This is a genomic window from Azospirillum sp. HJ39 (genome assembly GCF_041507355.1).
In the GTDB taxonomy this organism is placed as follows: domain Bacteria; phylum Pseudomonadota; class Alphaproteobacteria; order Azospirillales; family Azospirillaceae; genus Azospirillum; species Azospirillum thiophilum.
On the sequence record NZ_CP167905.1, the window covers coordinates 610,609 to 636,675 of the forward strand.

At 67.7% G+C, this 26,067-nt stretch carries 27 protein-coding genes; 16 read left to right on the forward strand and 11 right to left on the reverse strand.

Annotated features, from left to right (window positions below; genetic code table 11):
• The first annotated feature begins 195 nt into the window (after nt 1–195).
• From ABMY26_RS03400 to ABMY26_RS03420, 5 genes are all read left to right on the forward strand, one after another.
• Nucleotides 196–807, forward strand: coding sequence for a glutathione S-transferase family protein (locus tag ABMY26_RS03400; RefSeq protein WP_372395061.1), 612 nt, complete (start codon nt 196–198; stop codon nt 805–807).
• Between the two features lie 49 nt (nt 808–856).
• Nucleotides 857–2,923, forward strand: coding sequence for a pyridoxamine 5'-phosphate oxidase family protein (locus ABMY26_RS03405; RefSeq protein WP_372395062.1), 2,067 nt, complete (start codon nt 857–859; stop codon nt 2,921–2,923).
• A gap of 77 nt (nt 2,924–3,000) precedes the next feature.
• Nucleotides 3,001–3,465: a DUF1348 family protein gene (locus ABMY26_RS03410; protein ID WP_372395063.1), complete on the forward strand. Its 465-nt coding sequence runs from the start codon at nt 3,001–3,003 to the stop codon at nt 3,463–3,465.
• A gap of 30 nt (nt 3,466–3,495) precedes the next feature.
• A complete protein-coding gene (locus tag ABMY26_RS03415) occupies nt 3,496–3,807 on the forward strand; it encodes a hypothetical protein (protein WP_372395064.1) in 312 nt (103 codons plus the stop codon).
• A gap of 100 nt (nt 3,808–3,907) precedes the next feature.
• Nucleotides 3,908–4,798: a LysR family transcriptional regulator gene (locus ABMY26_RS03420; RefSeq protein ID WP_372395065.1), complete on the forward strand. Its 891-nt coding sequence runs from the start codon at nt 3,908–3,910 to the stop codon at nt 4,796–4,798.
• Nucleotides 4,799–4,831: 33 nt separating this feature from the next.
• On the opposite strand, the gene ABMY26_RS03425 is transcribed toward ABMY26_RS03420, so the two are convergent.
• Nucleotides 4,832–6,280, reverse strand: a complete 1,449-nt coding sequence (locus ABMY26_RS03425; RefSeq protein ID WP_372395066.1) for a PLP-dependent aminotransferase family protein — start codon at nt 6,278–6,280, stop codon at nt 4,832–4,834.
• A gap of 557 nt (nt 6,281–6,837) precedes the next feature.
• Here ABMY26_RS03425 and ABMY26_RS03430 point away from each other — a divergent pair.
• From ABMY26_RS03430 to ABMY26_RS03470, 9 genes are read left to right on the forward strand one after another with little or no spacing between them, the layout of a single operon-like run.
• Nucleotides 6,838–7,320 carry an MSMEG_0572/Sll0783 family nitrogen starvation response protein gene (locus tag ABMY26_RS03430; protein WP_372395067.1) on the forward strand — a complete coding sequence of 161 codons (483 nt, stop codon included), beginning with the start codon at nt 6,838–6,840 and terminating at the stop codon, nt 7,318–7,320.
• A 23-nt stretch (nt 7,321–7,343) separates the two neighbouring features.
• Nucleotides 7,344–8,414 carry a Nit6803 family nitrilase gene (locus ABMY26_RS03435; RefSeq protein WP_372395068.1) on the forward strand — a complete coding sequence of 357 codons (1,071 nt, stop codon included), beginning with the start codon at nt 7,344–7,346 and terminating at the stop codon, nt 8,412–8,414.
• Nucleotides 8,338–9,447, forward strand: a complete 1,110-nt coding sequence (locus tag ABMY26_RS03440; RefSeq protein WP_372395069.1) for an MSMEG_0568 family radical SAM protein — start codon at nt 8,338–8,340, stop codon at nt 9,445–9,447. The genes ABMY26_RS03435 and ABMY26_RS03440 overlap by 77 nt, the downstream gene beginning before the upstream one ends.
• Nucleotides 9,448–9,462: 15 nt before the next feature.
• Nucleotides 9,463–10,719: an MSMEG_0569 family flavin-dependent oxidoreductase gene (locus ABMY26_RS03445; protein ID WP_372395070.1), complete on the forward strand. Its 1,257-nt coding sequence runs from the start codon at nt 9,463–9,465 to the stop codon at nt 10,717–10,719.
• Between the two features lie 44 nt (nt 10,720–10,763).
• On the forward strand, nt 10,764–11,318 hold the full coding sequence (locus ABMY26_RS03450) for an MSMEG_0567/Sll0786 family nitrogen starvation N-acetyltransferase (protein WP_372395071.1): 555 nt from the start codon (nt 10,764–10,766) through the stop codon (nt 11,316–11,318).
• Entirely contained in the window at nt 11,315–12,304 is a 990-nt protein-coding gene (locus ABMY26_RS03455) for a sll0787 family AIR synthase-like protein (protein ID WP_372395072.1), read from the forward strand. The genes ABMY26_RS03450 and ABMY26_RS03455 overlap by 4 nt, the downstream gene beginning before the upstream one ends.
• On the forward strand, nt 12,301–13,482 hold the full coding sequence (locus ABMY26_RS03460) for an MSMEG_0565 family glycosyltransferase (protein ID WP_372395073.1): 1,182 nt from the start codon (nt 12,301–12,303) through the stop codon (nt 13,480–13,482). Before ABMY26_RS03455 ends, ABMY26_RS03460 begins: the two co-directional genes overlap by 4 nt.
• On the forward strand, nt 13,475–13,759 hold the full coding sequence (locus tag ABMY26_RS03465; RefSeq protein ID WP_372395074.1) for an MSMEG_0570 family nitrogen starvation response protein: 285 nt from the start codon (nt 13,475–13,477) through the stop codon (nt 13,757–13,759). Before ABMY26_RS03460 ends, ABMY26_RS03465 begins: the two co-directional genes overlap by 8 nt.
• Before the next feature lie 29 nt (nt 13,760–13,788).
• On the forward strand, nt 13,789–14,721 hold the full coding sequence (locus tag ABMY26_RS03470; protein ID WP_372395075.1) for a Pnap_2097 family protein: 933 nt from the start codon (nt 13,789–13,791) through the stop codon (nt 14,719–14,721).
• 8 nt (nt 14,722–14,729) lie between these two features.
• Here the strand turns inward: ABMY26_RS03470 and ABMY26_RS03475 are convergent, their stop codons facing one another.
• Genes ABMY26_RS03475 through ABMY26_RS03505 form a run of 7 tightly spaced genes read right to left on the reverse strand, consistent with a single transcriptional unit; the run spans nt 14,730 to nt 20,882 of the window.
• Nucleotides 14,730–15,383, reverse strand: a complete 654-nt coding sequence (locus tag ABMY26_RS03475; RefSeq protein ID WP_372395076.1) for an RraA family protein — start codon at nt 15,381–15,383, stop codon at nt 14,730–14,732.
• 24 nt (nt 15,384–15,407) lie between these two features.
• A complete protein-coding gene (locus ABMY26_RS03480; protein ID WP_372395077.1) occupies nt 15,408–16,433 on the reverse strand; it encodes a C-terminal binding protein in 1,026 nt (341 codons plus the stop codon).
• Nucleotides 16,434–16,488: 55 nt separating this feature from the next.
• Nucleotides 16,489–17,244, reverse strand: coding sequence for an amino acid ABC transporter ATP-binding protein (locus ABMY26_RS03485; RefSeq protein ID WP_372395078.1), 756 nt, complete (start codon nt 17,242–17,244; stop codon nt 16,489–16,491).
• Nucleotides 17,241–18,041, reverse strand: a complete 801-nt coding sequence (locus ABMY26_RS03490; RefSeq protein ID WP_372395079.1) for an amino acid ABC transporter permease — start codon at nt 18,039–18,041, stop codon at nt 17,241–17,243. The genes ABMY26_RS03485 and ABMY26_RS03490 overlap by 4 nt, the downstream gene beginning before the upstream one ends.
• A gap of 5 nt (nt 18,042–18,046) precedes the next feature.
• The gene (locus ABMY26_RS03495) at nt 18,047–18,754 is read right to left on the reverse strand and encodes an amino acid ABC transporter permease (RefSeq protein WP_045582839.1); all 708 of its coding nucleotides are present in this window, start codon (nt 18,752–18,754) and stop codon (nt 18,047–18,049) included.
• Between the two features lie 45 nt (nt 18,755–18,799).
• Entirely contained in the window at nt 18,800–19,993 is a 1,194-nt protein-coding gene (locus tag ABMY26_RS03500; RefSeq protein WP_372395080.1) for an alpha-hydroxy acid oxidase, read from the reverse strand.
• A 43-nt stretch (nt 19,994–20,036) separates the two neighbouring features.
• Nucleotides 20,037–20,882, reverse strand: a complete 846-nt coding sequence (locus tag ABMY26_RS03505; protein WP_372395081.1) for a transporter substrate-binding domain-containing protein — start codon at nt 20,880–20,882, stop codon at nt 20,037–20,039.
• A gap of 134 nt (nt 20,883–21,016) precedes the next feature.
• Here ABMY26_RS03505 and ABMY26_RS03510 point away from each other — a divergent pair, with 134 nt between their 5' ends.
• A complete protein-coding gene (locus ABMY26_RS03510) occupies nt 21,017–21,922 on the forward strand; it encodes a LysR substrate-binding domain-containing protein (protein WP_372395082.1) in 906 nt (301 codons plus the stop codon).
• Nucleotides 21,923–21,943: 21 nt separating this feature from the next.
• On the opposite strand, the gene ABMY26_RS03515 is transcribed toward ABMY26_RS03510, so the two are convergent.
• Entirely contained in the window at nt 21,944–23,227 is a 1,284-nt protein-coding gene (locus tag ABMY26_RS03515) for an NAD(P)/FAD-dependent oxidoreductase (RefSeq protein ID WP_372395083.1), read from the reverse strand.
• Nucleotides 23,228–23,380: 153 nt separating this feature from the next.
• Between ABMY26_RS03515 and ABMY26_RS03520 the strand changes: the two genes are divergently transcribed.
• Nucleotides 23,381–24,277, forward strand: a complete 897-nt coding sequence (locus tag ABMY26_RS03520) for a LysR family transcriptional regulator (RefSeq protein ID WP_372395084.1) — start codon at nt 23,381–23,383, stop codon at nt 24,275–24,277.
• Nucleotides 24,278–24,379: 102 nt separating this feature from the next.
• Here the strand turns inward: ABMY26_RS03520 and ABMY26_RS03525 are convergent, their stop codons facing one another.
• On the reverse strand, nt 24,380–24,703 hold the full coding sequence (locus ABMY26_RS03525; protein ID WP_372395085.1) for a DUF4387 domain-containing protein: 324 nt from the start codon (nt 24,701–24,703) through the stop codon (nt 24,380–24,382).
• A gap of 1 nt (nt 24,704) precedes the next feature.
• Nucleotides 24,705–26,033 (reverse strand): acyclic terpene utilization AtuA family protein, encoded by a 1,329-nt coding sequence (locus ABMY26_RS03530; RefSeq protein ID WP_372395086.1) that lies wholly within the window; start codon nt 26,031–26,033, stop codon nt 24,705–24,707.
• Between the last annotated feature and the right edge of the window lie 34 nt (nt 26,034–26,067).

Consider the following 26,067-nt stretch of genomic DNA (forward strand, 5'->3'; position numbering starts at 1 on the left):
CCGCCCCCCTCCTGGGTCATCGGCGGCGGCACGGCGTGATCCTCCCCTGACCGCTTGGCCAGGCGCCCAATCCCATCATTCCACTTTATGCAATGAAGAAGTGCCGAAGCGGGTCATTCCCGTCATGCGATCGATGGAGCAGTCTGGCGATGCGGCACGGGAATGAACCCGGCCAGTCAATCGCAGGACCAGGACATGAAGCTCTATCATCACCCCCTGTCGGGCCACTCGCATCGCGCCGGCCTTTTCCTCTCTCTTCTTGGGCTTCCCCATGAACTGGTCGAGGTCGACCTCAAGGCCGGTGCCCACAAGAGCCCCGAATTCCTGAAGCTCAACCCCTTCGGCCAAGTGCCGGTCCTGGACGACGACGGCGTCGTCATCACGGATTCGAACGCCATCCTCGTCTATCTCGCCAAGAAGGCGGGGCGCACCGACTGGCTGCCGGAAGACCCCAGCGGTGCTGCCGCCGTTCAGCGCTGGCTCTCGGTGGCGGCCGGAGAGGTGGCGTACGGCCCCGCGGCGGCCAGGCTGATCACCGTGTTCGGAGCGGCCTACAATCCCGAGGAGGTCATCGCCCGGGCTCATGTCCTGCTGAAGCGGCTCGAGAGCCGGCTGGGAGGACAGGATTGGCTGGTCGGCGACCATCCGACCATCGCGGACGTTGCGGTCTACAGCTATGTCGCCCAGGCACCGGAGGGCAACGTCGACCTCTCGGGCTATCCCGCGGTCAACGCGTTCCTCCGCCGGGTCGAGGGCCTGCCCGGCTTCGTCCCCTTCGTCCGGACGCCGGTCGGCCTCGCCGCCTGATCCCCGCATCGGCACGCCCGCAACCTCGATCCGCATAAGGACATCCGAGATGACCGCGACATTGACGACGCTGCCGACTTGGCACGAAGGCGAGACGTTCATCCAGGAAAAGCTGGGTGTCGCCGAGCGGATGGCAGCCATAGGCCAGCGGGCGGTCCGCGATCACATGCCCGACCAGCACCGCGACTTCTATGCCCAGCTTCCCTTCATCGTGCTGGGCAGCGTCGATCCCCAGGGCGCCCCCTGGGCCACGCTGCTCGCCGGCAAGCCGGGCTTCCTGTCGTCGCCGACGCCCACGACCCTCGACATCGCCGCCCACGCCGACCCCGGCGACCCGGCGGGCGACGGCATGCGGGACGGGGATCCCGTCGGCCTGCTGGGGATCGAGATGCACACCCGGCGCCGCAACCGCATGAACGGCATCCTCTCGGTCGGCGAGGGCGGATTCCGGGTGGAGGTCGACCAGAGCTTCGGGAATTGTCCCCGCTATATCCAGCTTCGCGACATTGCCTTCGCCCGGGATCCCGGGGAGAAATTCACGGGCGTCGTGGAGGATCTGCCTGAACTCGATGCTCCGGCCCGCGCCATGATCGCGGCGGCGGATGCCTTCTTCGTCGCCACCTATGCCGACCGCAAGGAGCGCCGGCAGGTCGACGTGTCCCATCGTGGCGGCAAGGCGGGATTTGTCCGTATCGCCGGGGACGGTACCCTCACCGTGCCCGATTTCAACGGCAACCTCTTCTTTTCGACTCTCGGAAACATCGTCCTCAACGGCAAGGCCGGCCTCGTCTTCATCGATTACGAGAATGGCGACATGCTGCAGATGACCGGCGATGCCGAGGTGATCCTGGATTCGCCGGAGATCGCCGCCTTCCAGGGAGCGGAGAGGCTGTGGAGCTTCCGGCCGCGCCGTATCCTGCGCCGGCCGGGCGCGCTGGCGCTGCGCTGGTCGTTCCGGAAGGACGGCTGGTCGCCCAGTTCGCTGATGACCGGGGATTGGACCCAGGCGGCCGCCCGTCTGCAGGCGAGCGACCTCGCGACCCGCTGGCGGCCCTACAAGGTCACGCGGGTCGTCGATGAGAACCCGTCGATCCGCTCCTTCCACCTCCAGCCGGACGACGGGGCCGGCCTGCTGCCCCATATTGCCGGTCAGCATCTGCCGATCCGCGTCACCGTTTCCGGCACCGACAAGCCGGTCATCCGCACCTACACCCTGTCCGTCGCGCCATCCGACGGTCTGTACCGCATCAGCGTCAAGCGGGACGGTGCGGTATCGCGTCACCTCCACGACAGTATCCGGGTCGGCGACGTCATCGAGGCACGTGCGCCCGACGGGCAGTTCACCATCGATCCTTTCGAGACGAGGCCGGCGGTCCTGCTGGCCGGGGGGATCGGCATCACCCCGCTCCTGGCGATGCTGCGTCACGTCGTCTATGAAGGGCTGCGCAGGCAGCGGATGCGGCCGACAATCCTCGTCCAGGCCGCGCGTTCCAAGTCGGATCGTTCCTTCGAGCGGGAGATCGCCGCGCTCGTGAATGCCGCACAAGGGGCGGTGCGATGGATCAGGGTGCTCAGCGATCCCGACGGTGCCGAGGAGGGCATCGACTATGACGTCTCCGGCCGCATCGACATGGCCCTGCTGACGCGCATCCTGCCGTTCAACGACCACGACTTCTATCTTTGCGGCCCGCCCGCCTTCACCCAGGCTCTGTATGACGGGTTGCGGGCCTACAGCATCGCCGACCGGCGGATCCATGCCGAGGCGTTCGGACCGTCGTCCTTGAAACGCACGGCGGATGCCGGTGCCGCCCTGCCCGTCCGCCCCCCGCCGTCGACCGGACCGGTGCCCGTCGCCTTCATGGACTCGCTGAAGGAAGCCCGCTGGACACCGGGCTCCGGCACGCTGCTCGAACTGGCGGAGGCGCGTGGCCTGGAGCCCGAGTACAGCTGCCGCGAAGGCACATGCGGAACCTGCCGGACCAAGCTGCTCAAAGGCGCCGTCACCTATGTCAGGGAACCGACCGCCAGCGTCGGCGCCGGCGAGGTCCTGATCTGCAGCGCCGTACCGGCCGAGCCGGAGACCGGCGAGGAGAACCGCATCCAGCTTGCCCTTTGACGCCTGCTGCGGGCGGCGGGCTTCTTCCGCTCCATGCCGCCCGTCTTCCCCCATCGTCCGACCCCAAGGAGAATGCCATGTCCCGTCCGCCGCTTCCCCCCTTCACCGAGCGTTCCGCCATCGAGAAGGTCCGCCTTGCCGAGGATGGCTGGAACAGCCGCGACCCCGCCAAGGTCGCCTTGGCCTACACCGAGGATACCCGGTGGCGGAACCGCGCCGAGTTCGCGAACGGCCGCGCGGAAGTCCAGGCCTTCCTGACCCGCAAGTGGAACAGGGAGCTCGACTACCGGCTGATCAAGGAACTCTGGGCTTTCACGGGAAACCGCATCGCGGTGCGCTACGCCTATGAATATCACGATGACAGCGGCCAGTGGTTCCGCGCCTACGGCAACGAGAATTGGGAGTTCGCCGAGGATGGACTGATGCGCAACCGCCATGCCAGCATCAACGAGCATCCGATCGCCGATGAGGACCGGAAATTCCATTGGCCGCTGGGGCGCCGCCCAGACGATCATCCCGGCCTTAGCCACTTCGGCTTCTGACACGGGGCCTGCCGAAAGAGGAGCGTTGCCATGGGTGGATTCAGGCTCGACGAACGGGCCCGGCTGTCGATCGAGCTGGCCCTGACCGCGGGCAGCGGCGACACGCTGCTGTTGCAGCGGCAGGATGCCGATGCCAAAAAACTCGGCATGACCGGAGCCGAGGTCGACGCGGCAAGACGTGGATCCAGCTTCGACTTCCCGATATCGCGGGCAATCGCCCTGGCGCTCGCGTCGAACGACGAGGATCGCTCGTCCCGGCGCGAGCGAGCGGCGAAGGCCGGGATCGACGGCCGGGCATGCCTGGAGATCGAACATCTGGCGGCAGCCCTCATACCGGCTTGACGGTCGCCGGGCCGTTGCGAGGAAATTCCGAGGCCGGATCCCGGCATCACTCCGGAGATCCCGATGAACATCCTCCGACGCGCAGGAAAGGGGCGGACCGATGGATCGTTGGCAGGCGATGCGGATATTCGTGAAGGTCGCGGAAACCGGGAACTTCGCCGAAGCCGCCCGCCACATGCACATGAGTGCGCCGGCGGTGACCCGCGCCGTGGCATCCCTCGAAGAGGTGATCGGCGCCCGCCTGTTCGTCCGCACGACCCGCTCGGTCAAGATGACCGAAGCGGGCGCCCGCTATTTCGAGGATTGTCGCCAGATATTGTCTGACATCGCCGCGGCCGAGGCCGCGGCTGGCGGTTCCTATGCCACGCCCGGCGGAACACTCGCCATCACGGCGTCCGCTCTGTTCGGGCAGATGTATGTGCTGCCGATCCTGACCGAGTTCCTGAACAGCTATCCCACCATGCGCGCCCGGACGCTGTTCATCGATCGGCCCGTCAACATCGTCGAAGAGGGCATCGACGTCGCCGTGCGGATCGGCCATCTGCCGGATTCGGGCTTCACCGCCATCAGAGTAGGCACGGTCCGCCGGGTGATCTGCGGCTCGCCGGCCTATTTCGAGCGCCATGGCGTGCCCATGGCGCCCGCCGATCTCAAAGCCCATCGGATCGCGGCCTCCACGAGTGCATGGGCGTCGCCGGAATGGCGGTTCGCCGGGGAGCAGCGCGTGACGATCGACCCCGTCATGCAGTGCAACACCAACGAGGCGGTGATCGCGGCCGCAAAGGACGGATGGGGGCTGACGCGGGTTCTGCACTATCAGATCGGCCCGGCACTTCTGGAGGGGAAGCTACAGATTGTACTCGGCGAGCATGAGGAAGCGCCGTTGCCCATCCACATCCTCCACCCCGAGGGACGTCACGCCCCTGCGAAGGTCAGGGCGTTCGTCGATCTGGCGGCGGCGCGGCTGCGGGAGAACCGGCTTCTGAACTGACGTCCGCGACGGGCCTTCGCCCGCCACTCCCGCTCACAGGAAGGCCGAGGCGAACTCCGGCGGCTGCGACAGGGTGTGCGCGATCTTGTCGAGCGCGCTGCGGATGTCCGCCGCGGCCCCGCCGCCGAGACAGACCCGCACCGCTTCGGGCGGCGGGCCGCTGACGGCGAAGGCATCGCTGACGACGAGGCCGATGTCGGACGCCCGCAAGGTGGCGGCGAAGCCCGACCGGCTCCAGTCCGGCGGCAGCGGCAGCCAGAGATGGAAGGCCTCCGGTTTCGATCCGGTGTCGGTGACGGGCAGGACCCTGCGGGCGTAGCTCTGGCGTGCGGCGGCTTCGGCGCGGATCGCGTCCAGCATCGCGTCGGCGGTGCCGTCGGCGATCCAGCGGGTCGCCAGCGCCGCCGTCAGCGGCGATGCCATCACCGTGGTGGCACGCAGATAGGCCGACAGCTGCCACATCCGCCGGGCCTCGGGCGCGACCAGATAGGCGATGCGCAGGCCGGCGCCCAGGCTCTTGGCCAGACCGGCGATGTGGAAGACCAGATCGGGGGCCAGCGCCGCCAGCGGCGGCGGCCCGCCGACCGGCAACGCCCCATAGGCATCGTCCTCTATGATCGCGACGTTGTGGCGACGGGCGATGTCGATCAAGGCGGTGCGGCGGTCCAGCGAACTGGTGATCGTCGTCGGGTTGTTCAGGGTCGGGTTGCAGTAGAGCGCCTTGGGCGCACGCGTCCGGCACAGCCCGGCGAAGGCATCGGGCCGGATGCCGTCCGCATCCAGCGGCAGGCCGACCAGTTCCAGCCCCAGCTGCGCCGCCAGTCCGCGCAGTCCGGGATAGGCCAACGCCTCGGCGCACACCACGTCCCCGGCCTTGGCCACCGACCCCAGCACCGCCAGCAGCGCGCTGTGCGTGCCCGGACAGACCAGCAGCCGGTCCAGCGGCGCGATCAACCCACGCCGCGCCAGCCAGTCGGCTCCGGCCTGACGGTCCTCCGGCGCACCGCCGAATTCCTGATAGCGCAGCACGCCGACCAGATCCTCGGCGATCTCGGCCAGCCCCTGGCGCATGCGGGCCAGCAACGCCGGATCCTCGATCTCGGGCGGCAGATTCATCGACAGGTCGGCGGTACGCCGGGGCCGCGGCCCACGCGCCGCCGGCTGGCAGGGTGCGGGCACCGTGCGCTCGGCCTGGGCCGGCTCGGGCAATGCGGCGCTGGCTGCGGGAAGATCGCGGACGAAGGTGCCGTTGCCGACGCGGGATTCGATCAGGCCGCGACGCTGCGCCTCGCTGTAGCCGCGGGCGATGGTGGTGAAGTCGAGCTCGAGCGCGTCCGCCAGGGTCCGTTGGGGCGGCAGACGGTCGCCGGGAGCCAGACGTCCCTGACGCAACTCCTCGGCGATCACGTCGGCGATGGCAAGGTAGCGCGGCTTCTCGCTGGTGCGGATAAGGGGCAGCCACGGATGTGGGGACGACTGCATCGACTCTACGGAACCTTGGCTTTCGACTGCGGTCAATGATCCGCAGCATGTGGATCCAAACTGGGCAACGCCCGATCCGCAGGCAGACGGTTCGGGACATCGCGCCGCATCCTATGCGGGCCGCATCCGTCTGGCAACCGTTCCACACCGAAGCGCTTCCTAACGCCGCAGCCCTGATCGTTCAAGGCTTTCCAGGCGCTCGCGCCGTCGCCTGCCCGCTTCTGCGGCGGGCTTTGCCCCGTCACCGATCCATACGATCCAATCATCTACGGCACCCGATTTCTGCCTAATTCGACTGCAAATCAGCTGACCGCACATCATTTGACCAGAAACCGCCCGTTCGTGAAGCATCACGCAAGATCCTATCAATGCAGTCAATATCGGGAAAAACACCATTCAATGAGACTTTATCGACTGCATTAGAATGTGATCATGCACTAAAATCGACTGGCACACCGCTTGCTAATGATTGGAAGCCACCCGAGCGGCCATCCGGTCGCTCCGGCAGGGGCCTCCGGCGCCAAACGCCGGATCCATCGAAGCAAGGAGGATGAGAGATGCCCGCAGTGACCAAGCCCACGAACCAAAAGGGCGATGTTCTGGTCGATTACGAAGAGAAGGTGTTCGAGGACGTCAAGGCGGAACCGGGAGAAAAGGCGCTCGTCACCTTCCACACCGTGGCGTTCGAGGGCTCCATCGGCCTCGTCAACCTGCTCCAGGCCACCCGCCTGCTGCGCAAGGGCTTCGAGACCTCGGTCCTGCTCTATGGGCCGGGCGTGACGCTGGGCGTGCAGCGCGGCTTCCCGACGCTGGGCGACGAGGCGTTCCCCGGCCATCAGGCGATCAACAAGCAGCTGGTCAAGTTCATGGAGGAGGGCGGCAAGGTCTATGCCTGCCGCTTCGCGCTCCAGGCGCTGTACGGCCATGGAGAGGGCGCGCTGATCCCCGGCATCCGCCCGATCAATCCGCTGGACGTGCTGGACATCGTCCTGCTCCACCGGAAATCGAATGCATTCATCCTGAACACCTGGACCCTGTAAGCGCGGCCACCGGAGGGCGGATCATGACGGAGAAACGAACGGTGCGGGTCGCGGCGGTGCAAATCGCCCCCGACCTGGACAGCGCCGACGGCACGGTCGGGCGGGTCTGTCAGGCCATCGCCGAGGCGGCGGCCAAGGGGGCGGCGCTGGTCGTCTTCCCGGAGACCTTCGTTCCCTACTACCCCTACTTCTCCTTCGTGCGTCCGCCCGTCCTGGCCGGGGCCGATCACCTGACCCTGTACGAGCGCGCGGTGGTGGTGCCGGGCCCGGTCACGGACGCCGTCGCCGCGGCGGCGCGGTCGCATGGTGTGGTGGTGGTCCTCGGGGTCAATGAACGCGACCACGGCTCGCTCTACAACACCCAGCTGGTCTTCGACGCCGACGGGAGCCTGATCCTGAAGCGGCGCAAGATCACCCCGACCTATCACGAGCGGATGATCTGGGGGCAGGGTGACGGCGCCGGATTGACCGTGGTGGACAGCTCGGTCGGACGCATCGGCGCGCTGGCCTGCTGGGAGCATTACAACCCGCTCGCCCGCTACGCCCTGATGGCGCAGCACGAGGAGATCCACGTCGCCCAGTTTCCCGGCTCGCTGGTCGGCCAGATCTTCGCCGATCAGATCGAGGTGACGATCCGCCACCATGCGCTGGAATCGGGCTGCTTCGTCGTCAACGCCACCGGCTGGCTGACCGAGGCGCAGATCGCCGCCATCACCCCCGAGCCCGGCCTGCAGAACGCCCTGCGCGGCGGCTGCATGACCGCCATCGTTTCCCCCGAAGGCAAGCATGTCGTGCCGCCGCTGACCTCGGGCGAAGGGATCCTGGTCGCCGACCTCGACATGGGCCTCATCACCAAGCGCAAGCGGATGATGGATTCGGTCGGCCATTACGCCCGTCCCGAACTGCTGTCGCTGCGGCTGGACAACCGTCCCGCCATGCCGATGACGACCATGATCCCGGCAGCCATCCCCGCCGCGACCCCTCCCGCCGCCCCGCTCGAACAGGAGCACACCGACCATGACGATGCCCGCTTCCCCATCCCCGGCGAGCCTGCTCATCAGCGAGTTGCAATCCTTCGGCATCAGGCTGGCTGACCCGCGCGCCGGCGCACCCAGCCGGCGCGGCGGCGCCGGGCCGAGCGACCACAAGGCCGTCACCATCGACGGGCGCACCGTGATGGTGCCGGTCCACACGGCGGGCGCCTTCGAATCGCCCTATCAGGCCGACCGGCCGGGCGACGACGGAGCCAGCGTGGTGCGGCGCGACGGTCTGCCGGTCGGCGCGATCCGCTTTCCCCGCCAGCCGCGCTTCTACGGGCTGCAGACGCTGGACGGCGTGCCTTATCAGAAGATCGCGGTGCTGCACGGCGCCGACGTACTGGCCACCACCGTCCTGCAAAGCTGCATCCGCTACCAGAGCCGGACCAAGACCTGCCAGTTCTGTTCCATCGGGCAGTCGCTGGCGGCGGGCCGCACCATCCTGCGCAAGACGCCGGAGCAGTTGGCCGAGGTGGCGCGCGCCGCCGTTCTGCTCGACGGCGTCCGCCACATGGTGATGACCACCGGCACGCCGCCGACCCCGGATCGCGGCGCCGCCATCCTGTGCGAAAGCGCCGCCGCGGTGAAGGCCGCCGTCGACCTGCCGATCCAGGGGCAATGCGAGCCGCCCGACGACGATGCCTGGTTCAGGCGCATGCACGATTCCGGCATCGACACGCTGGGCATGCATCTGGAGGCGGTGACGCCGGAAATCCGCGCCCGCATCATGCCGGGCAAGGCCTCGGTGCCGCTGGAGCGCTATTTCGACGCCTTCGCCGCCGCGGTGCCGGTGTTCGGGCGCGGGCAGGTCTCGACCTACATCCTCGCCGGGCTGGGCGACGCGCCGGACGCCATCCTGGCGATGGCGGAGCGTCTGATCGGAATGGGCGTCTATCCCTTCGTCGTGCCCTTCGTCCCGGTGTCCGGCACCCCGCTGGAGGATCACCCGGCGCCCAGCCCGGCCTTCATGCGGGCGCTGCTCGCCCCGTTGGGCGCGATGCTGAAACAGGCGGGCCTGCGCGCCGCCGACAGCAAGGCCGGCTGCGGCAAATGCGGCGCCTGCTCCTCCCTGTCCACCTTCGAAGAGTAAGCGGAGTCCCCTGCCATGACCAAAGCCACCCATTTTCCAGTCGTCGTCATCGGCGGCGGACAGGCCGGATTGTCGGTCAGCCACGAGTTGAAGAAGCGCGGTGTCGACCATGTGGTTCTGGAGAAGAACCGCATCGGCCATTCCTGGCGCAACGACCGCTGGGACAGCTTCTGCCTCGTCACCCCCAACTGGCAGTGCCGCCTGCCCGATTTCCCCTATGCCGGCAACGATCCCAAGGGCTTCATGCTGAAGGACGAAATCGTCGCCTATCTGGAGGGGTTCGCCCGCATGGTCGATCCGCCGATCCGCGAGGGCGTCGCCGTCACCCGCGTCTGCCGCGGCAAGTCCGGGGTTCTGGAGGTCGAGACCAGCGAAGGCCCGCTCACCGCCGGCCATGTGGTGGTCGCCACCGGCGGCTATGACGTGCCCATCGTGCCGCCCTACGCCCACGGGCTGGACAAATCCATCGCCCAGATCCATTCGGTCGATTACCGCAACCCGGACCAGCTGCCGCCGGGCGAGGTGCTGGTCGTCGGCTCCGGCCAGTCGGGCGTGCAGATCATGGAGGATCTGTATCTGGCCGGGCGCAAGGTCCATCTGTGCGTCGGCCCGGCCCCCCGCTCCCCCCGCGTCTATCGCGGCAAGGAGGCGACCGAGTGGCTGATGGAGATGGGCTATTACGCCATGACCATCGACAAGCACCCGCAGGGCGAGAAGGCCAAGGAAAAGACCAACCATTACCTGTCGGGGCGCGCAGGCGGCCATGAGATCGACCTGCGCCGCTTCGCGCGGGACGGGGTGTCGCTCTATGGCAGCATGGCGGGGATCGACGGCTCCGTCGTCCGCTTCGCCGACGATCTGGCGGCCAACCTCGACGACGCCGACGCGGTCTATGTCTCGATCCGCCGCGACATCGACGCCTTCATCGCCGCCAGGGGCATCGACGCGCCGGTCGAGGAGCCGTTCGTTCCGGTCTGGCAGCCACAGGACACGCCGCTGGCCGTCGATTGTGCCGCGCAGGGCATCGGCGCCATCGTCTGGGCCATCGGCTTCCGCCCCAACTATTCCTGGATCGAGCTGCCGGTCTTCGACGGACGCGGCGCACCGAAATACGACCGCGGCGTCTCCCCGGTGGAGGGGCTGTATTTCATCGGCCTGCCCTGGCTGCACACCTGGGGATCGGGCCGCTTCCTCGGCATCGCCGAGGACGCCGCCCATCTGGCCGAGGTCATGGACGCCCGGCTGAACGCCGGCAAAGCCGTCGCCGCCTGACCCGCTCCCCCCGCCATCGCCCGCCGCCGCTTGAGGAGTCCGCCATGATGGATGGTCCGCCGCCCCCCTTCGTCGCCGGCGCCCACCGGGTCAAGCTCGCCACCGAGGCGTGGGAGGTCGCCGGGGCGGCGGCCCTGCGCCGGCAGGTCTTCTGCGTCGAACAGGGACTGTTCGATGGTGACGACCGCGACACCATCGACGCCCAGGCCATTCCCATCGTCGCCTTGGCTGAATTGTGCGGCATGCCGGACTCGGTGGTGGGGACCGTGCGCATCCACCAGCCGGAACCCGGCCTGTGGATCGGCTCCCGGCTGGCGGTGGCGGAGGAGCATCGGCGCGCCGGGTCCATGGGCGCATCGCTCGGCGCGTCGTTGATCCGGCTGGCCGTCTCGACCGCGACGGCGCGCGGCTGCCGCTGCTTCCAGGCCCATGTCCAGAGCCGCAACGCCCTGCTGTTCCGCCGCCTGCGCTGGACGACGCTGGAGGAGGTCGAGTTGCACGGCCGCCCGCACCACCGCATGCAGGCCGACCTGGCCCATTACCCGCCCTGGCCTGACGGCGCCCAGGGCTTCCTGACGCTGACGCGGAGGGCGGCATGAGCAGCCTGTCCAGCCTGATCGACACCCTGCGCGCCAGCCCCGGTTTCGCCCACAAGCGCGACATCGACGCCGTGGTGTCGGCGTTGGCGAAGCCGCCGGTATCGGATGCGTCCGCCATCGCCCTGGGTGACGATTGCGCGGCGATCCCCGACGGCGAGGGCCATCTGCTGTTCGCCGCCGAGGGCTTCGTCAACGGCTTCGTCGCCGCCGAACCCTGGTTCGCCGGCTGGTGCGGCGTGATGGTGAATGTCAGCGACGTCGCCGCCATGGGCGGGCGTCCGCTGGCCGTCGTCGACGCGCTGTGGAGCAACGGCGCGGCGGACGCGCAGCCGATCCTCGACGGCCTGCGGGCGGCGGCGGCTGCTTACGGCGTACCGGTGGTCGGCGGCCATTCCAACACCCGCAACGACCGGGCGCAGCTGGCCGTCGCCATTCTGGGGCGGGCGGGAAAACGGCTGCTGACCAGCCACGACGCCCAACCCGGCGACCGGCTGATGGCCGCCATCGACCTGCGTGGCCGCTACCACGAGCCCAACCCCTTCTTCGACGCCGCCACCGCCGCCCCGGCCGACCGGCTGCGCGGCGATCTGGCCCTGCTGCCCGGGCTGGCCGAGGATGGGCTTTGCCGTGCCGCCAAGGACATCAGCATGGCAGGCCTGGTCGGCACCGCGCTGATGCTGCTGGAATGCTCCGGCGTCGGCGGCAGCATCGACCTGCGCGCGATCCCCCGGCCGGCCGGCGTGCCGCTCGACCGCTGGCTGCTGTCCTTTCCCAGCTTCGGCTTTCTGTTGAGCGTCGCGCCGGAGGATTGCGCCACCGTCGCCGCCCGCTTCCATGCGCGCGGCCTGGGTTGTGCCGTCATCGGAGAGGTGGAGGACGGAACCGTCCTGACCCTGACCGATGGGGCGGAGTCCCTGCCGGTCTGGGATTTCGCCGACAGCCCACTGATCGGCTGCGGTCCCCGCCGGATGGAGGCCGCGTCATGAGCCGATCCCCCCAACGCCTGTCAATCGCCCTGCTGGCCCACTCCACCAACCCGCGCGGCGGTGTGGTCCACGCGCTGGAACTGGCCGAGGCGCTGACCGCGCTTGGCCACCGCGCCGTGGTCCACGCGCCAGATCCAAACGGGGCCGGCTTCTTCCGCCCTACCCGCTGCGGCACCGTCGGCGTGCCCGCCCGTCCCGTCGCGGGAACCGGGTTGGCCGCCCTGGTGGAGGCGCGGATTGCCGACTATCTGGCCTTCTTCACCCGGAGCGACGCCACCCGCTACGACATCCACCACGCGCAGGACGGAATCAGCGGCAACGCCCTGGCCTGCCTGCGCGAGGCCGGGCGCATCCCCGGCTATCTCTACACCGTCCATCACCTCGACCGCTTCGCCGATCCTGCCGTCGAGGCCCGGCAATGGCGTGCCATCGCCAATGCCGACCGGGTGTTCTGCGTCAGCCACCTATGGCGGGAGATCCTGGCGCGGGACCATGGCATCGACGCCCTGCCGGTCGGCAACGGCGTCGACCGGACACGCTTTTCCCCGCAGACCGGGCCGGACGACGACGCCTTGCGGGTCCGGCTGGGGCTTGGACCCGGCCCGGTCTACCTGTCGGTCGGCGGGGTGGAGGCGCGCAAGAACAGCGCCCGGCTGCTCAACGCCTTTCTGATGATCAAACGGACCCGGCCCGACGCCCAACTGGTCGTCGCGGGCGGAGCTTCCCTGCTCGACCACAGCGGCGAGGCCCGCGCCTTCGACACGCTGCTGGCACACGACCCGGCCGCCGCCGCGTCGGTGATCCGCACCGGCCCGCTGCCCGACGCCGACATGCCCGCCCTGTTCCGGCTGGCCGACGCGCTGGTCTTCCCATCGCTGCGCGAAGGTTTCGGACTGGTGGTTCTCGAAGCGATGGCGAGCGGCATCCCGACCATCGTTCCCGCCATCGCCCCCTTCACCGAGCATCTGCACCCCGGCGACGCCCTATGGGTGGACCCGCTCGACCCCGCCGCCATCGCCGCCGCGATGACAGACATCCTGCAGCCCGCCACAGCCCGCCGGCTGCGGGCCGCCGGTCTGCGCCGGGCCGCCGGGTTCGGCTGGGACGCCTGCGCGCGCCGCCATCTCGACGCCTACCACGCCTTCCTCACCCAGCAGCGGAGCCTCGCCCATGCCTGAAATGATCTTCCGCGTCCAATGGCCGGACGGCGAAGTGTACGACTGCTATTCGCCGTCCCTCGTCGTGCAGGAGCATTTGAGCGTGGGCGCGGCCTATCCCGTTGCAGAGTTCGCCCGGATCAGCCGGACCGCCCTGACCGTCGCCAGCGACCGGGTGGCGGCCCGCTACGGCTTTCCCTGCTCGCGCGCCGCGCGCCAGATCGCCGACATCGACGCGCGGGCCGCCCGTTTCGCCGGGGATTCGGCGGCCCTGGTGCGGGTCGTCGCCTTCGCCTGACCCGCTTCGCGCCACGGAGGCCCTCCACAATGTTCCACGCCCTGCCCGCGCCACCCTTGCCCGGCCTTTCCCCGCGCGATGCCGCGTCCGACGCCGTGACGCTGGGAATGCCGCAGCTGTCCCGCAACGGGGTGTCGGAAAACTGGCTGCTGAAGGAGGCCGGGCACCGTCATTGGCTGATGCTGGCCGACACCTTCGGACTGCCGGTTCCGGCCTTCCGCGACCGGGACGGCGCCACGCTCTATGCCACCTTCACCGGCCTGCGCCTGAGCGGCGGCGCGCTCGACCGGGTGGCCGAGCATGACCGTCTGCACTTTGCCGGCCGGATCGCGCGGGTGTCCCGCACCCAATATCGGAGCGTCCAGACGGTCACGGCGGACGGACGCCCGGTCGCCACGCTGGAACTGCTGTCGATCTTCCTGCGCCGCGCGGTGGCGGGCGACAACCGCAGCGTCCTGCGCGCCCTGCCCCATCCCTGCCCGCCGATGCTGGCGGATTCGGGGCCGGACTCATCCCTTGCCCGACTGTGCCAGGGGTTCCGCCGCAAGGATTGGCTGGAGCATCGCGGCTTCCGCCGCGCCGACCGCCAGGAAATCGCCAGCGTCGCCATCGACCCATGCCCGCATGGGGATTTCAACGGGGCGGGATTCCTGTATTTCGCGTCCTTCCAATCGATCCTGGACCGCGCGGAATGGGCGCTTTTCCGCAACGTCAGCGCCCGCGCCGTCACCACCGACCGCGACCTGTTCTATCACGGCAACATCAATCCGGGCGAACGCCTGACCGTGCGACTGTGTGGGCAACGCCGCGACGGCACGGCGTCGCTGTCCCATTGGTTCGAAATCCTGCGGGACAGCGACGGCGCGTGCATCGCCGACGGCTTTACCACCAGACGCCTGGTTTCATCCGCGGAAGCGGAACCGGACATGGGCAACGTCGATGGTGCCTTACGCCCGGCCTGACCTTGCCTTCACTTGGCGCTCGGCAGCTCGAACATCTTCGGGATCGACACGCCGCTGCGGATATCCCGGATCCAGCTTTCCTCCTTGAGGAGATGGGCCTGCGCGGCCGCAAGCACCGTGGCCGCCTGCTCCAGGGGAACGACCACCACGCCGTCATCGTTGCCAAGGACGATGTCGCCGGAACGCACCGGGACGCCGGCCACCGAGATCGTCCCGTCGATGATGCCGCCGAAGCCATGATGGGGCCCACGCGGCACCACCGACCGGCAGAACATGCTGAAGCCCGCCTTGCGGATGTCGGCGACATCGCGGATGGCACCGTCGATGACGGCACCGCCCAACCGGCGATGAATCGCCTCTTCCGCCATGACACCGCCCCAGACCGCCGTATCCTCGACCCCGCCGGCATCGACCATCACGATTTCGCCGGGCCGGGCGTTGCTGATGAGGGCGCAGATCGGGCCGCAATCCCCGACCATGGTCGTCACCGTGCGGGCTTGGCCGCACAGCATCTGGCCGTCCCGGATCGGCTTGATCGCGGCGTTCATCACCTGGGTGCGGTTCATGCAGTCCGAGGCGACCGCCGGCGGGATCGCCCGCCACGCGTCGAGTTCCTCGTCGCTCAGGGCCCTGAAGTGGGTTTCGTGCTGCTGGAAGGCCATGGCTCGTTCCTGAAGAAGGAGGGCTTAGGACGCCTTCGCGTCCCACCCCGGGTTGACGTTGTTCCGCAGCCGTCCCTCGAACAGGAAATCGAGCAGGATCTCGGCGGAGAAGGTGCGCATGTCGAGATAGCCGGCCGCGGAATAGAAGGCGGCGTGCGGAGTCACGACAAGACGGCCGGCGAGCCAGGGTTCCTCCGCCTGCCAGGCCGCGATCAGCGGCGGCGGCGGGACGGGCGGCTCCTTGGGCAGCACGTCCAGGCCGGCGGCGGCGAGATGTCCGCTTTTCAGCGCATCGTGCACGGCGTCCACATCGACGAGGCCACCGCGGGCGATGTTGAGGAGGATGCCGCCGGGCTTCATCTGCGCCAGTTCCGGCCTGCCGATGAGGTTGCGGGTCGCCTCCGACAGCGGCACATGCAGGCTGACCACGTCGGAGCGGGACAGCAGCTCCGGCAGCGTCCTCACCCGCTCGATTCCCAGGCCGAGTTCATGGCCTTCCGGAAGATAGGGATCGACGTAGATCACCTTCATGTCGAAGGCGGCGGCCCGGCGCATGATCGCGGTGCCGATGCGCCCCATGCCGATGGCGCCAAAGGTTGCGCCCCGAATCCGGCGCACCACCGGAACGTTCTCCGCCATGAAGCCGGCCGCAAGATCGGCCTTCAACCGGGTCTCGTAGGATCCCAGCCCGCGCACGAGGTGGAGCAGCATGGCCAGGGCGTGGTCGGCCACCTCGGACGTGCCGTAGTTCGGCACGTTGGAAACCGGAATGCCGCGCGCCCGGCACGCCGCGCCGTCGACATTGTCGAAACCGACGCCGACCCTTACGATGAGACGGCAGTTGTCGAGCTTCGCGACGACTTCCGGCGTGATCCGCATGCGGTGCCAGACCAGGATCGCGTCGCAGGAGCGCCAGGTCTCGTCCGGAATGGCCGCCGGGTCGGTCTCGTCGAACACGAGATAGTCGAGCCGGTCGCCCGAGACGCCGCGCTCGACGTCGAGGTCGCGGAGATGGGCATCGGGGACCAGGATTTTGAGAGGGTGTGTCATCGCGTTCCTTGAGGGAATGGCCCTTGTCTGGAATTGCTCTTGTCTGGAATTGACGTCACAGAACCTTGTCGAGGAAGGCTTTCAGCCGTGGGTCGGTGGGGTTCTGGAAGATCGTGCCGGGCGGGCCGTGCTCGACGATCACGCCGCGGTCGGTGAAGAAGACCTCGTCCGCGACCTCCTGGGCGAAGCGCATCTCGTGCGTGACCAGCACGCAGGTCATGCCCTCGCGCGCCAGATCGCGGATGACGTTCAGAACCTCGCTGACCATCTCGGGGTCGAGCGCGGCGGTGACCTCGTCGAACAGGATGACCTTCGGCTGCATGGCGAGCGCGCGGGCGATGGCGACGCGCTGCTGCTGGCCGCCGGACAGTTCGCCGGGGTAGGAATCCTGCTTTCCCGTCAACCGGACCTTGGCGAGCAGGGCCAGCGCCCGTTCGCGCACGGCGGCCGGATTCTCGCCCAGCACCTGGACCGGCGCCATGGTCAGGTTCTGCAGCACCGTGCGGTGCGGGAAGAGGTTGTACTGCTGGAAGACCATGGCGACCTGATGCCGCAGCGGAACCAGTTGCTTGTCGCTCTTCAGCGTCTCGACCGCGAAGGAGCCGACGCGGATCGTGCCCCGGTCGATCGTCATCAGGCCGTTGATGCAGCGCAGGATCGTCGATTTTCCCGAACCGGAGGGCCCGATGATGCAGACCACCCCGCCGTCGCGGACGGACAGCGTCACGCCCTTGAGGACCGCGGTGGAACCGAAGGATTTATGGACGTCCCGCATCTCGATGAACGGGGCGGATTGCTGATGATCTGTCATTGGCGAACTCGCACCCGTTGTTCCAGCCAACGCGTCAGGATGGCGATCGGAAAGCAGAAGATGAAGAAGAGGAACAGCACGTAAAGGTAGATCGCGGTGGCGTAATGGGCGCCGTCGCTGGCGATGACGGTGCGGGCGACCGACAGCACGTCGTCGGCCCCCGTCACCACGACCAGGCTGGTGCCGATGAACAGCATCGCGTAGGTCGTCATCAGGTTCGGCGTCATGAACTGGATCGCTTGCGGCACCACGACCCGGCGCAGAATCTGCAGCCGACGGTAGCCCAGCGAGCGGGCCGATTCCCATTGGCCGGTCGGGACAGCCTCGACGCCGCCGCGAAACACCTCGGCGACGTTGGCCGTCACCGTCAGCGCCAGCCCGATGATCGCCTTGATCATCGGCGAGAACGAAAAGACGGTGCCGAACAGCTCGATCTCGAACGGCAGCAGATAGAGCATCGCGTAAAGCACGACGAGCCAGGGCGAGTTCCGCAGCACGTTCATCACGAGGAACGACGGGGTCCGCACCAGGGAGGATTGCGAGATCATCCCGACGCCGAGCGCGGTGCCGGCGACGGCGGCGATGGCCATCGCCCAGATGCTGATGACGATGTTGGCAGCGAAACCTCCTTCGAACCTGCTGAAGTCCGGGGAACCGCTCAGCAGCAGCGGCGTCCGCGCGGCGAGCGCATGGAGGACGGGTCCGGTCTCGGCGCCATAGACGGTGACGAGCAGCGCCGCGAGGACCAGCGTGACACCGGCGGTGCCGAGGGCGAAAAGCTTGAGCTCCGCATTCATGGCCGTCACGATCCGTAGCCGGGGATGCGGAAGAGGGCGGCGATCCTTCGCACCACCAGCACGGCAAGGCTGGCGATCACGAGGTAGATGACCCAGATCAGCAGCATGACCTCCAGATTGCGGAACGTCTCCAGCATGATCTGCGTCGCCCCGTACATGATGTCCGCCACGGCCACCAGCACGGCCTGGGACGAGGTCTTGATCAGGCTGACGATGTTGCTTGTCATGGGCGGGATGCTCATCCTGAGGCCGATGGGCAATTCGACGTAGCGGAAGGTCTGCAGGCGGGAATATCCCAGCGAGCGGGCGCCCTCGACGGTCTGGGCCGGCACGGCCAGCAGGCCGGACCGGATGATTTCGACCGCGATGGCCCCATTGTAGAGGCCGAGCGACAGCACCACGCAGGTGAAGCCGGTGAACAGCGGGATCCGGCCGCCCGTCACCGGATCGGTCAGCGTCAGGCCGATCTCGGACAGCATGAAATACAGGAAGAACAGCTGGACGAGCGGCGGGGTGTTGCGGAACAGCTCGACGAAGATCGTGACCGGCGATTGCAGGAACCGCAGCTTCAGGTGAAGGCAGGCGGCGCCGGCGATGCCGATGGCGAACATCAGGACCATGCCCAGCAGACTGAGCAGGATCGTCGTGCCGATGCCGCGCAACAGCCATGTCTGATAGAGCGGGTCGAGCAGCCAGCTGAAATCAAGCGTCATGCCGGTGCTCCTGCAATCGGGAATCGAACAGGTGTCCGCATGCGCTCAGCCCCGGCTGTCACGAATGAGTGGAATGTCGTCGAACTCGTCGAGCCGGTTGATGCCCAACAACGCCATGGTCCGGGTGATCTCGTCCTTCAGCAGGGCGATGGCATGCTCCACCCCCACCCGGTCGCCGGCCGCCGCAGCCAGCAGGAAAGGCCGCCCGACGAAGACGAGTTGCGCGCCGAGCTTCACCGCCTTCAGGACGTCGCTGCCACGGCGGATGCCACCGTCGAACATCACGGCCAGACGGTCGACCTGACCGGCGATGCGCTCCAGCAGGTCGAGCGAGGCTTGGGCGCAGTCGATCTGCCGGCCGCCATGGTTGGAGACGATGACGCCGTCGACACCGACCTTCTCGGCCATCCGCGCGTCCGCGGCCGACATCACCCCCTTGAGGACGAGCTTGCCCGTCCAGCGCCGGCGAAGCAGTTCGATATGCGTCCAGGACAGGCTCGACCGCAGGCCGATGTCGCGGACGAGCGTCCGGGAGAACACCGGCGGCCCACGCTCCGCATCCATGTTCTCGAAATGCGGCGCGTTGCGTGTCAACAGGCTGCGCAGCAGCACCCGCCACAGCCAGACCGGCCTCGTCACTCCCTGCCACGCAAGATCGGCGGTCGGCCGCACCGGCGAGCGGAAGCCATGGCGCGCGGCGAGTTCATGCTGGCCATGCACCGCCGTATCGACGGTCACCACCAGCGTGTCGAATCCCGCCCGCTCCACCCGTTCGACCAGCGGAAGGATCCGCGTCTCGTCGCCCGGAATGTAGGCCTGGAACCAGCTCGTCGCCCCGGCCTGCCGCACCTCCTCCAACCGGGTCAGGGACGCTCCGCTCAGGATGAACGGAAGCCTCGCCCGCGCCGCCTCCTGCGCGAAGAGCACGTCGCAATCCGGCGCCACCAGCCGGCTGAACCCCATGGGGGCGATCCCGAAGGGACTGGCATAATCGACCCCGAAGATGCGGGTCGAGGCATCCGTCCGCGAGACGTCGACAAGAACATTCGGAACGAAGGAGCGTTCGGCAAAGCTCTTCAGGTTCCGGCGATGCGTCGCGCCGTCCTCGGCATGGCCGGAGACGTATTTGAAGATCGCCCGTGGCAGCTTCCGCTCGGCGAGCGGCTCGAAATCGTTCAGGCACAGGGCCTGCTCCACCACCCGCGGCGCTCGCCGTGACGTGACCTCGATCTTGTGCATGGCTTCTTTCCGATGGCGCGAAGGGCTTGACCGCCATGGCGGCTCAATTCGCCGCGGCGGCCTTCACCTTTGCGTCCGCAGCCCGCTTGGTCACATAGTCGCTGACGCCGAGATTGTATTTCTTCTCGCCATCCGCCATCAGACCCGACGCTTCGGCCCGGATGATCGCCTTGTTGACGGCGTTCAGGAAGGCGGGCTCGTTCTTGCGGACGCCGCCGCCGATGGGGATGTAGTCGAACGTATCGAGCGCGATCTTGTACTTGTCGCTCCAACCCTCCTCATTCACCTTCATGTGCAGGTTCGGGCCGTCATAGGCGATGGCGTCGCAGCGGTTGTCCTGGAATGCCTTGTAAATCTCCGACGTTCCGGTGAACAGGACCAGCTCCGCACCGTATTTCTCGATCAAGGTCCTGTTGTAGACGTTTCCCTGGCTTCCGCAGAGCTTGCGGCCCTTGACGTCGTTCCAGGATTTATACTCGGCCGACTTCGGCGCCAGCAGAACCATGCCGGCCATCAGATAATATTCGGCCGTGTAGTCGATGACCTTTTCCCGGTCGGCCGTCTTGCCCAGCGTCGCAAAGATCACGTCGATACGCCCGGCATTCAACAGCTCGATTCGGTTCGAGGCGACGACCGGGACCAGTTCGATCGCGGTCTCCGAGCCGAACATGTCCTTGGCGACGGCCCGTGCGAGATCGATCTCGAATCCAGTCAATTCACCCTTCTGGTCGAGGAAGCCGAAGGGCACGTAATCGTTCCGGATGCCGGCGATCAGCTTGCCGCGCTGCTTGACGCGGTCGAGTTGATCGGCCTGGGCACCCGCACCAAAAACAAGGCCGGTCGCCAGGATGGAGAGGAGTGCAAGCGGCTTGGCGAAACGAGGCGTCATGGAGATCCCCCTTTGCTTGAGCGGACGAAAAACCGATGGGATCGGCGCTTCGGAGCCCATGATCGCGTTGTCTTTCATAATGTCATAATAGATAATTTGCCCATGAGAATAAGCTGAACTTATGATGGCTTGCGATGAACGTCCGACAGATCGAAGCTTTCCAGGCGGTCATGGCAAGCGGTAGCGTGACGCGTGCCGGCGAGCGGCTGAGCATCTCGCAACCCGCCGTCAGCCAGCTGATCGCACAATTCGAGCGCAGCTGTGGCTTCCGCCTGTTCAACCGGCAGGGGAGCAAGATCACGCCGACCCGCGAGGCCGAAGCCCTCTACAACGAGGTCCAGCGCATGTTCATCGGCGTCGGCCAGATCGCACGGGTGGCGACGGCGCTGCGCGACCAGAACTGGGGGTCGGTCAGCCTCGGCGCATTTCCCGCCATCGCCCGGCGGGTGTTGCCCGACATCGTGTGGGGCTTCTGCGAGGCGCATCCCGACACGCGCTTCCGGCTGGAAAGCATGCGCTCACGCAGCCTGATCGACGCCGTCGCCGCCCAGCATGTGGATTTCGGACTGAGCATCCTGCCTGGCGACCGGCCCGAGGTGGTCAGCGCCCATCTGCACCGACTGCGCGGGGTCTGCATCCTGCCGACGGGGCATCATCTGGCCGACCGCCAGACGATCCACGCCAACGACCTCGCGAACGAGGATTTCGTTTCCCTCGGCCCCCAGGATCACTCACGCTTCATGATCGACCGGGTGTTCGACGAATTGAAGGTGGCACGGCGCAGCCGGATCGAAGCCGGCCAATCGGAAACCGCCTTTTCCTTCGTCGCGGCGAAGGCCGGCGTCGCCGTGGTCGATCCGATCAGCGCCTTCAACAACGACGACACGCGCATCGTCGTCCGCCGGTTCGAGCCCACCGTCGAATTCGACATCTGGCTGATCCGGCCGAAGGCGGCGCGTTCGTTCAATCTCGTCGACAATTTCGTCTCGTTCACGCTGGAGCGGCTCGACCTGTTCGCGTCGACCCTCAACGCGGCCTGACCGCCGCCCCAGCCGAACCGCCTACAGGCGCGCGCCGGCCAGATGGGCCAACTGCGCGCCCACCTCGTAATAGGCTTCCCTGGCGGCCCGGAACGGCGGATTTTCGGGCATCGACAGCGGAAGCGGCAGATCCTGTTCCCCGACCTGCCCAAGGATGTGGGACGCCAGAGCGCGGCCGAACACGGTGCCGGGAGCGATGCCGCGCCCATTGTAGCCGCAGAAGGACAGGACGTTCCGGTCCAGCTTGTGGAAGCGCGGCAGGTTGTCGCTCGTCATGCCGATCAGGCCATACCATTCGGCTTCGAACCGCACATCGCCGATACGGGGGAACAGCCGCTTGAGCGCGCGCCTGGCCCAGGCCCGATGCACCGCCGCACCGGCACCCTTCAACGCGCCGACGCTGCCGAACACCAGACGCCCGGCCCGGTCGAACCGGAACGAGCTGAGCACCTCCTTGGTGTCCCACGCGCCCTGGCGTTCGGGCAGGATCTCGGCTCGCGCCGCCTCGCTCAGCGGCTCGGTCGCGAAGTTGAAATAGGGCAGATGAACCTGCTCCTCGCGGATCGCCGCCCATGGCCCGCTCGAATAGGCGTCGGTGGCTACGACGACCCAGTCGGCGGAAACATCCCCGGCGGGTGTGCGCACCGTCCATCCTCCCCCGGTTTTCTCGGTGGAGAGCACCGGGCTGCCGGTGAAGATGCGGGCGCCCGCGGCCATGGCCGCACGGGCGAGACCGCGGGCGTAGGCGAGCGGCTGGATGGTGCCGGCGCGACTGTCGAGCAGCCCACCGGCATAGGCGGAGGTCCCGACCTTGTCCGCCGTCTGGGCCGCGGTCAGCAGTTCCACCGGAGCGCCGCGGCGCTGCCACTGCGCCGCGCGGTCCTCCAGTTCACGGAGGCCCTTGGCCCCGACCGCGCAATGGATCGTGCCGCTCGTCCCGGCCTCGCAGGAGATGCCGTGCCGCTCGACCAGATCGAACACCACCCTCGGTGCGTTTCCGAGAAAGTCCAGAAGTCGTTCGCCATACTCGGATCCCAGCACCTCGACCAGGGCCTCCGGCATCACCCACATGCCGGCGTTCACCAGACCGACATTGCGGCCGGCACCGCCGAACCCGACTTCCGCCGCCTCCAGGACCACCACCCCGGCGCCGCCTTCGGCCAGATGAAGCGCCGCCGAAAGGCCGGTGTAGCCGGCCCCCACGACGACGACGTCGGCCCGTTGCGATCCGGCCAGGGCAACGGTCGGGGGCGCAGGCGGCGCGGTCATTTCCCAAAGCCCATGAGAGCGCGGATCGTTCAGCATGCCAACGGGGTCTCCCTGCCCATACAAGGTTCTGCGAGGTCGCGCGGGCTGCGTTCCACCGCCGGAATCGCGCGACGCCCCGCCAGACTGGCTTGCGCCGGACCGGGCCGCCAAGCGATCTTTCTGCACGAGGTTATTCGCCTGGAGAATGACATGCAGGGTCCCCGCCGCTTTCTGCCCTCGCTTGCCCTGCTGTCCGCCTTCGAGGCGGCCGCGCGGACAGGCAGCGTGACCGCGGCCGCGCGCGAGCTGTCTCTGACCCAGAGCGCCGTGAGCCGGCAGATCAGGGCCTTGGAGGAGCAGCTGGAGGTCGAGCTTTTCCATCGGGAGCGTCAGACGATCCGGCTGACGGCCGGGGGAATCGGCTACGCCCGAGAAATCCGCGACGCCCTGCGCAAGATCAGCACGGCGTCGCTGAACCTGCGGGCCAACCCATTCGGCGGCACCCTGACGCTGGCCATCCTGCCGACCTTCGGAGCGCGCTGGCTGGCGCCCCGGCTGCCCAAATTCATCGCCGGCAATCCCGGCATCACCATCAACCTGATGACCCGGCTGTCGCATTTCGACTTCCGGCTCGAACCGATCGACGCCGCCATCCATTTCGGCACCGCCGATTGGTCCGGAGCGGACTGCGCCCTGCTGCGTTCGGAAACGGTGGTGCCCGCCTGCAGCCCGGAGCTGCGGGACCGGCACGGCTTCGAGGCAGCCGGCGATCTGAGGAAGGCGCCGCTGCTGCACCTGACGACGCGCCCAGATGCGTGGGAACGCTGGCTGATGCAGCATGGCGCCGACGCCCACGCCGTTCACGGCATGCTGTTCGACCAGTTCGCCACGGCCGCCCAGGCGGCGGCGGCCGGCGTGGGGATCGCCCTGCTGCCCGAATTCCTGATCGAGGACGAATTGCGCACCGGCACGCTCGTCAAGGCCCTGGACCTGCCGATGAAGAGCGCCGAGGCCTATTATCTCGTCTGGCCCTCCGAGCGCGCCTTGCACCCGCCGCTGGTCGCGTTCCGGGATTGGCTGCTGGAGGAAACCGCACCGGACCGGTAACGCCAAGCCATTCCCTGGCGGAATGATGATCAACGGAGGCCCGGCCGGGACCGACATCAGGACAGATGCCTCTGACGCCGATCCGCCGGAGTCGGCAGAACGCTATGCCGTCGGCACCTCGATCAGCATCAGCGGAACATGGTGCTGGCAACCATACATGTCGCCATCCCCGGACGAGCCCTGGGTGCGTGGACGCTTGATGGTGATCTTGATCGCGTTGGCCATGTCGATCTCGAAGAAGGAAGACACCTGTCCGACATCGATGCCATAGGCCCTGGCAACCGACTCCGCGCTGATCGCGCCGGTCGCACGGACGGCCTCGTAGCGTGCCTTGTCCTTGAACAGGATGTCGAAGGTGATCCGGTAGGGACCGGCGTTCTTGCTGCGGACGATGTCGGCGAGATCCTTGAGGGGACGCGTGTTCATCTCACAGATCCTCGTAGCGGATGGGGAAAAGCTCGGTCGGCGTGTCGACCTTCATCAGGTGGTAGGCGCTGAACTCGTAGACCGGCCCCAGATCGAGGTCCGAGGGCGAATAGGGGAAGGCGAGGTTGCCCGAGGTGTTGATGATCCCCGGATAGTGATAATGCAGCATCGCGCCGCTGATCTGGTGGCAGGCCGCATGCGCCAGCTCCTGGTCGGCCGCCGTCACCTCGATCACCAAGCCGATCTCGCGCTGGAGCGCCGTTTCCGGTTCCAGTTCCTTCATCACCCCGTTGCCGCCATAGACGTGGAAGGCCACGGCAATCGGTGCCGGAGCGAAGTAATCCAACGCCTTGCCGCGGACATCGGCCAGGATCGCGTCGAGCGCCCGGATGGTGGTCGGGCAACGGATGCCGGCGATCGCGATGGACCGGTAGCCGGCAAGCCTCGCTCCCTCCAGCTTCACATAATAGTCGGCCGTTTCCGTCAGCGTGGCACCGCGCACCCGGACCTGACGGTCCCCGACCTGCTCGAACGAGCAGCCGGACAGATCGATCTCATGGCCGGGGCCGGATTGCCTGAAGGGATTTTCCCGCTCGTAGAGCGAATGCGCGGCGACCGATTTGACCGAGGCACGCCGTGCCGTGCTGCCGGGCTCCAGCAGGAAGCTGTCCCCCTCCACCGTGCCGAGCATCACGTCCATGGCGAAAGGCTCGGCCGAGAAGGCGCCGCATTCGAGGATCTTTCCCATATGGATCGCCAGGGCCGGGTCCGCCCCGCGCCAGATCGGGAAGGCGGCAATCACCGAATCGTCGCAGGCCCGGCCGGCGATGACGACGTCCGCGCCACCGTCGAGCGCCGCGCAGATCGGCTCGTGCCCCATCTGCGCGACCAGCGTCACGGTCTCGTCCAGCAGTTCCCCGGTCAGCGGGCTTCCGGCCTCGAAATCGACGATCTCACCGGCCGCGACTGCCCGCTTGGCCCGTTCGATCGGAATGTCGGAGCGGATGGTCGCGAGCCTGAACGACAGATTTTGCTCCCGGGCGATCTCGCGAACCAGCTGGGCGGTCCGCTCGACCTGGACCCCCGACCCCGAACCGCCGACGCTGCCGACGATGACCGGGATGCCGGCCTGCCGTCCGGCGCGGATGAGCGCAGTCAGTTCCCGCTTGATGCTGACATCCGATACCAGCGGCTTGCCGGAACCGAGGTAATGCGGCCCGGGATCGGTCGAACCGGCGTCCACCGCAATGACAGCCGGCCCCAGCGACATGCCGCGGGCCAAGGCATCCTCGCCGAAACCGTATCCAAGCGTCCCCGTCGGGGTAAGCACGGTAATAGCGTCCATCATCCACCTCAAATCATCG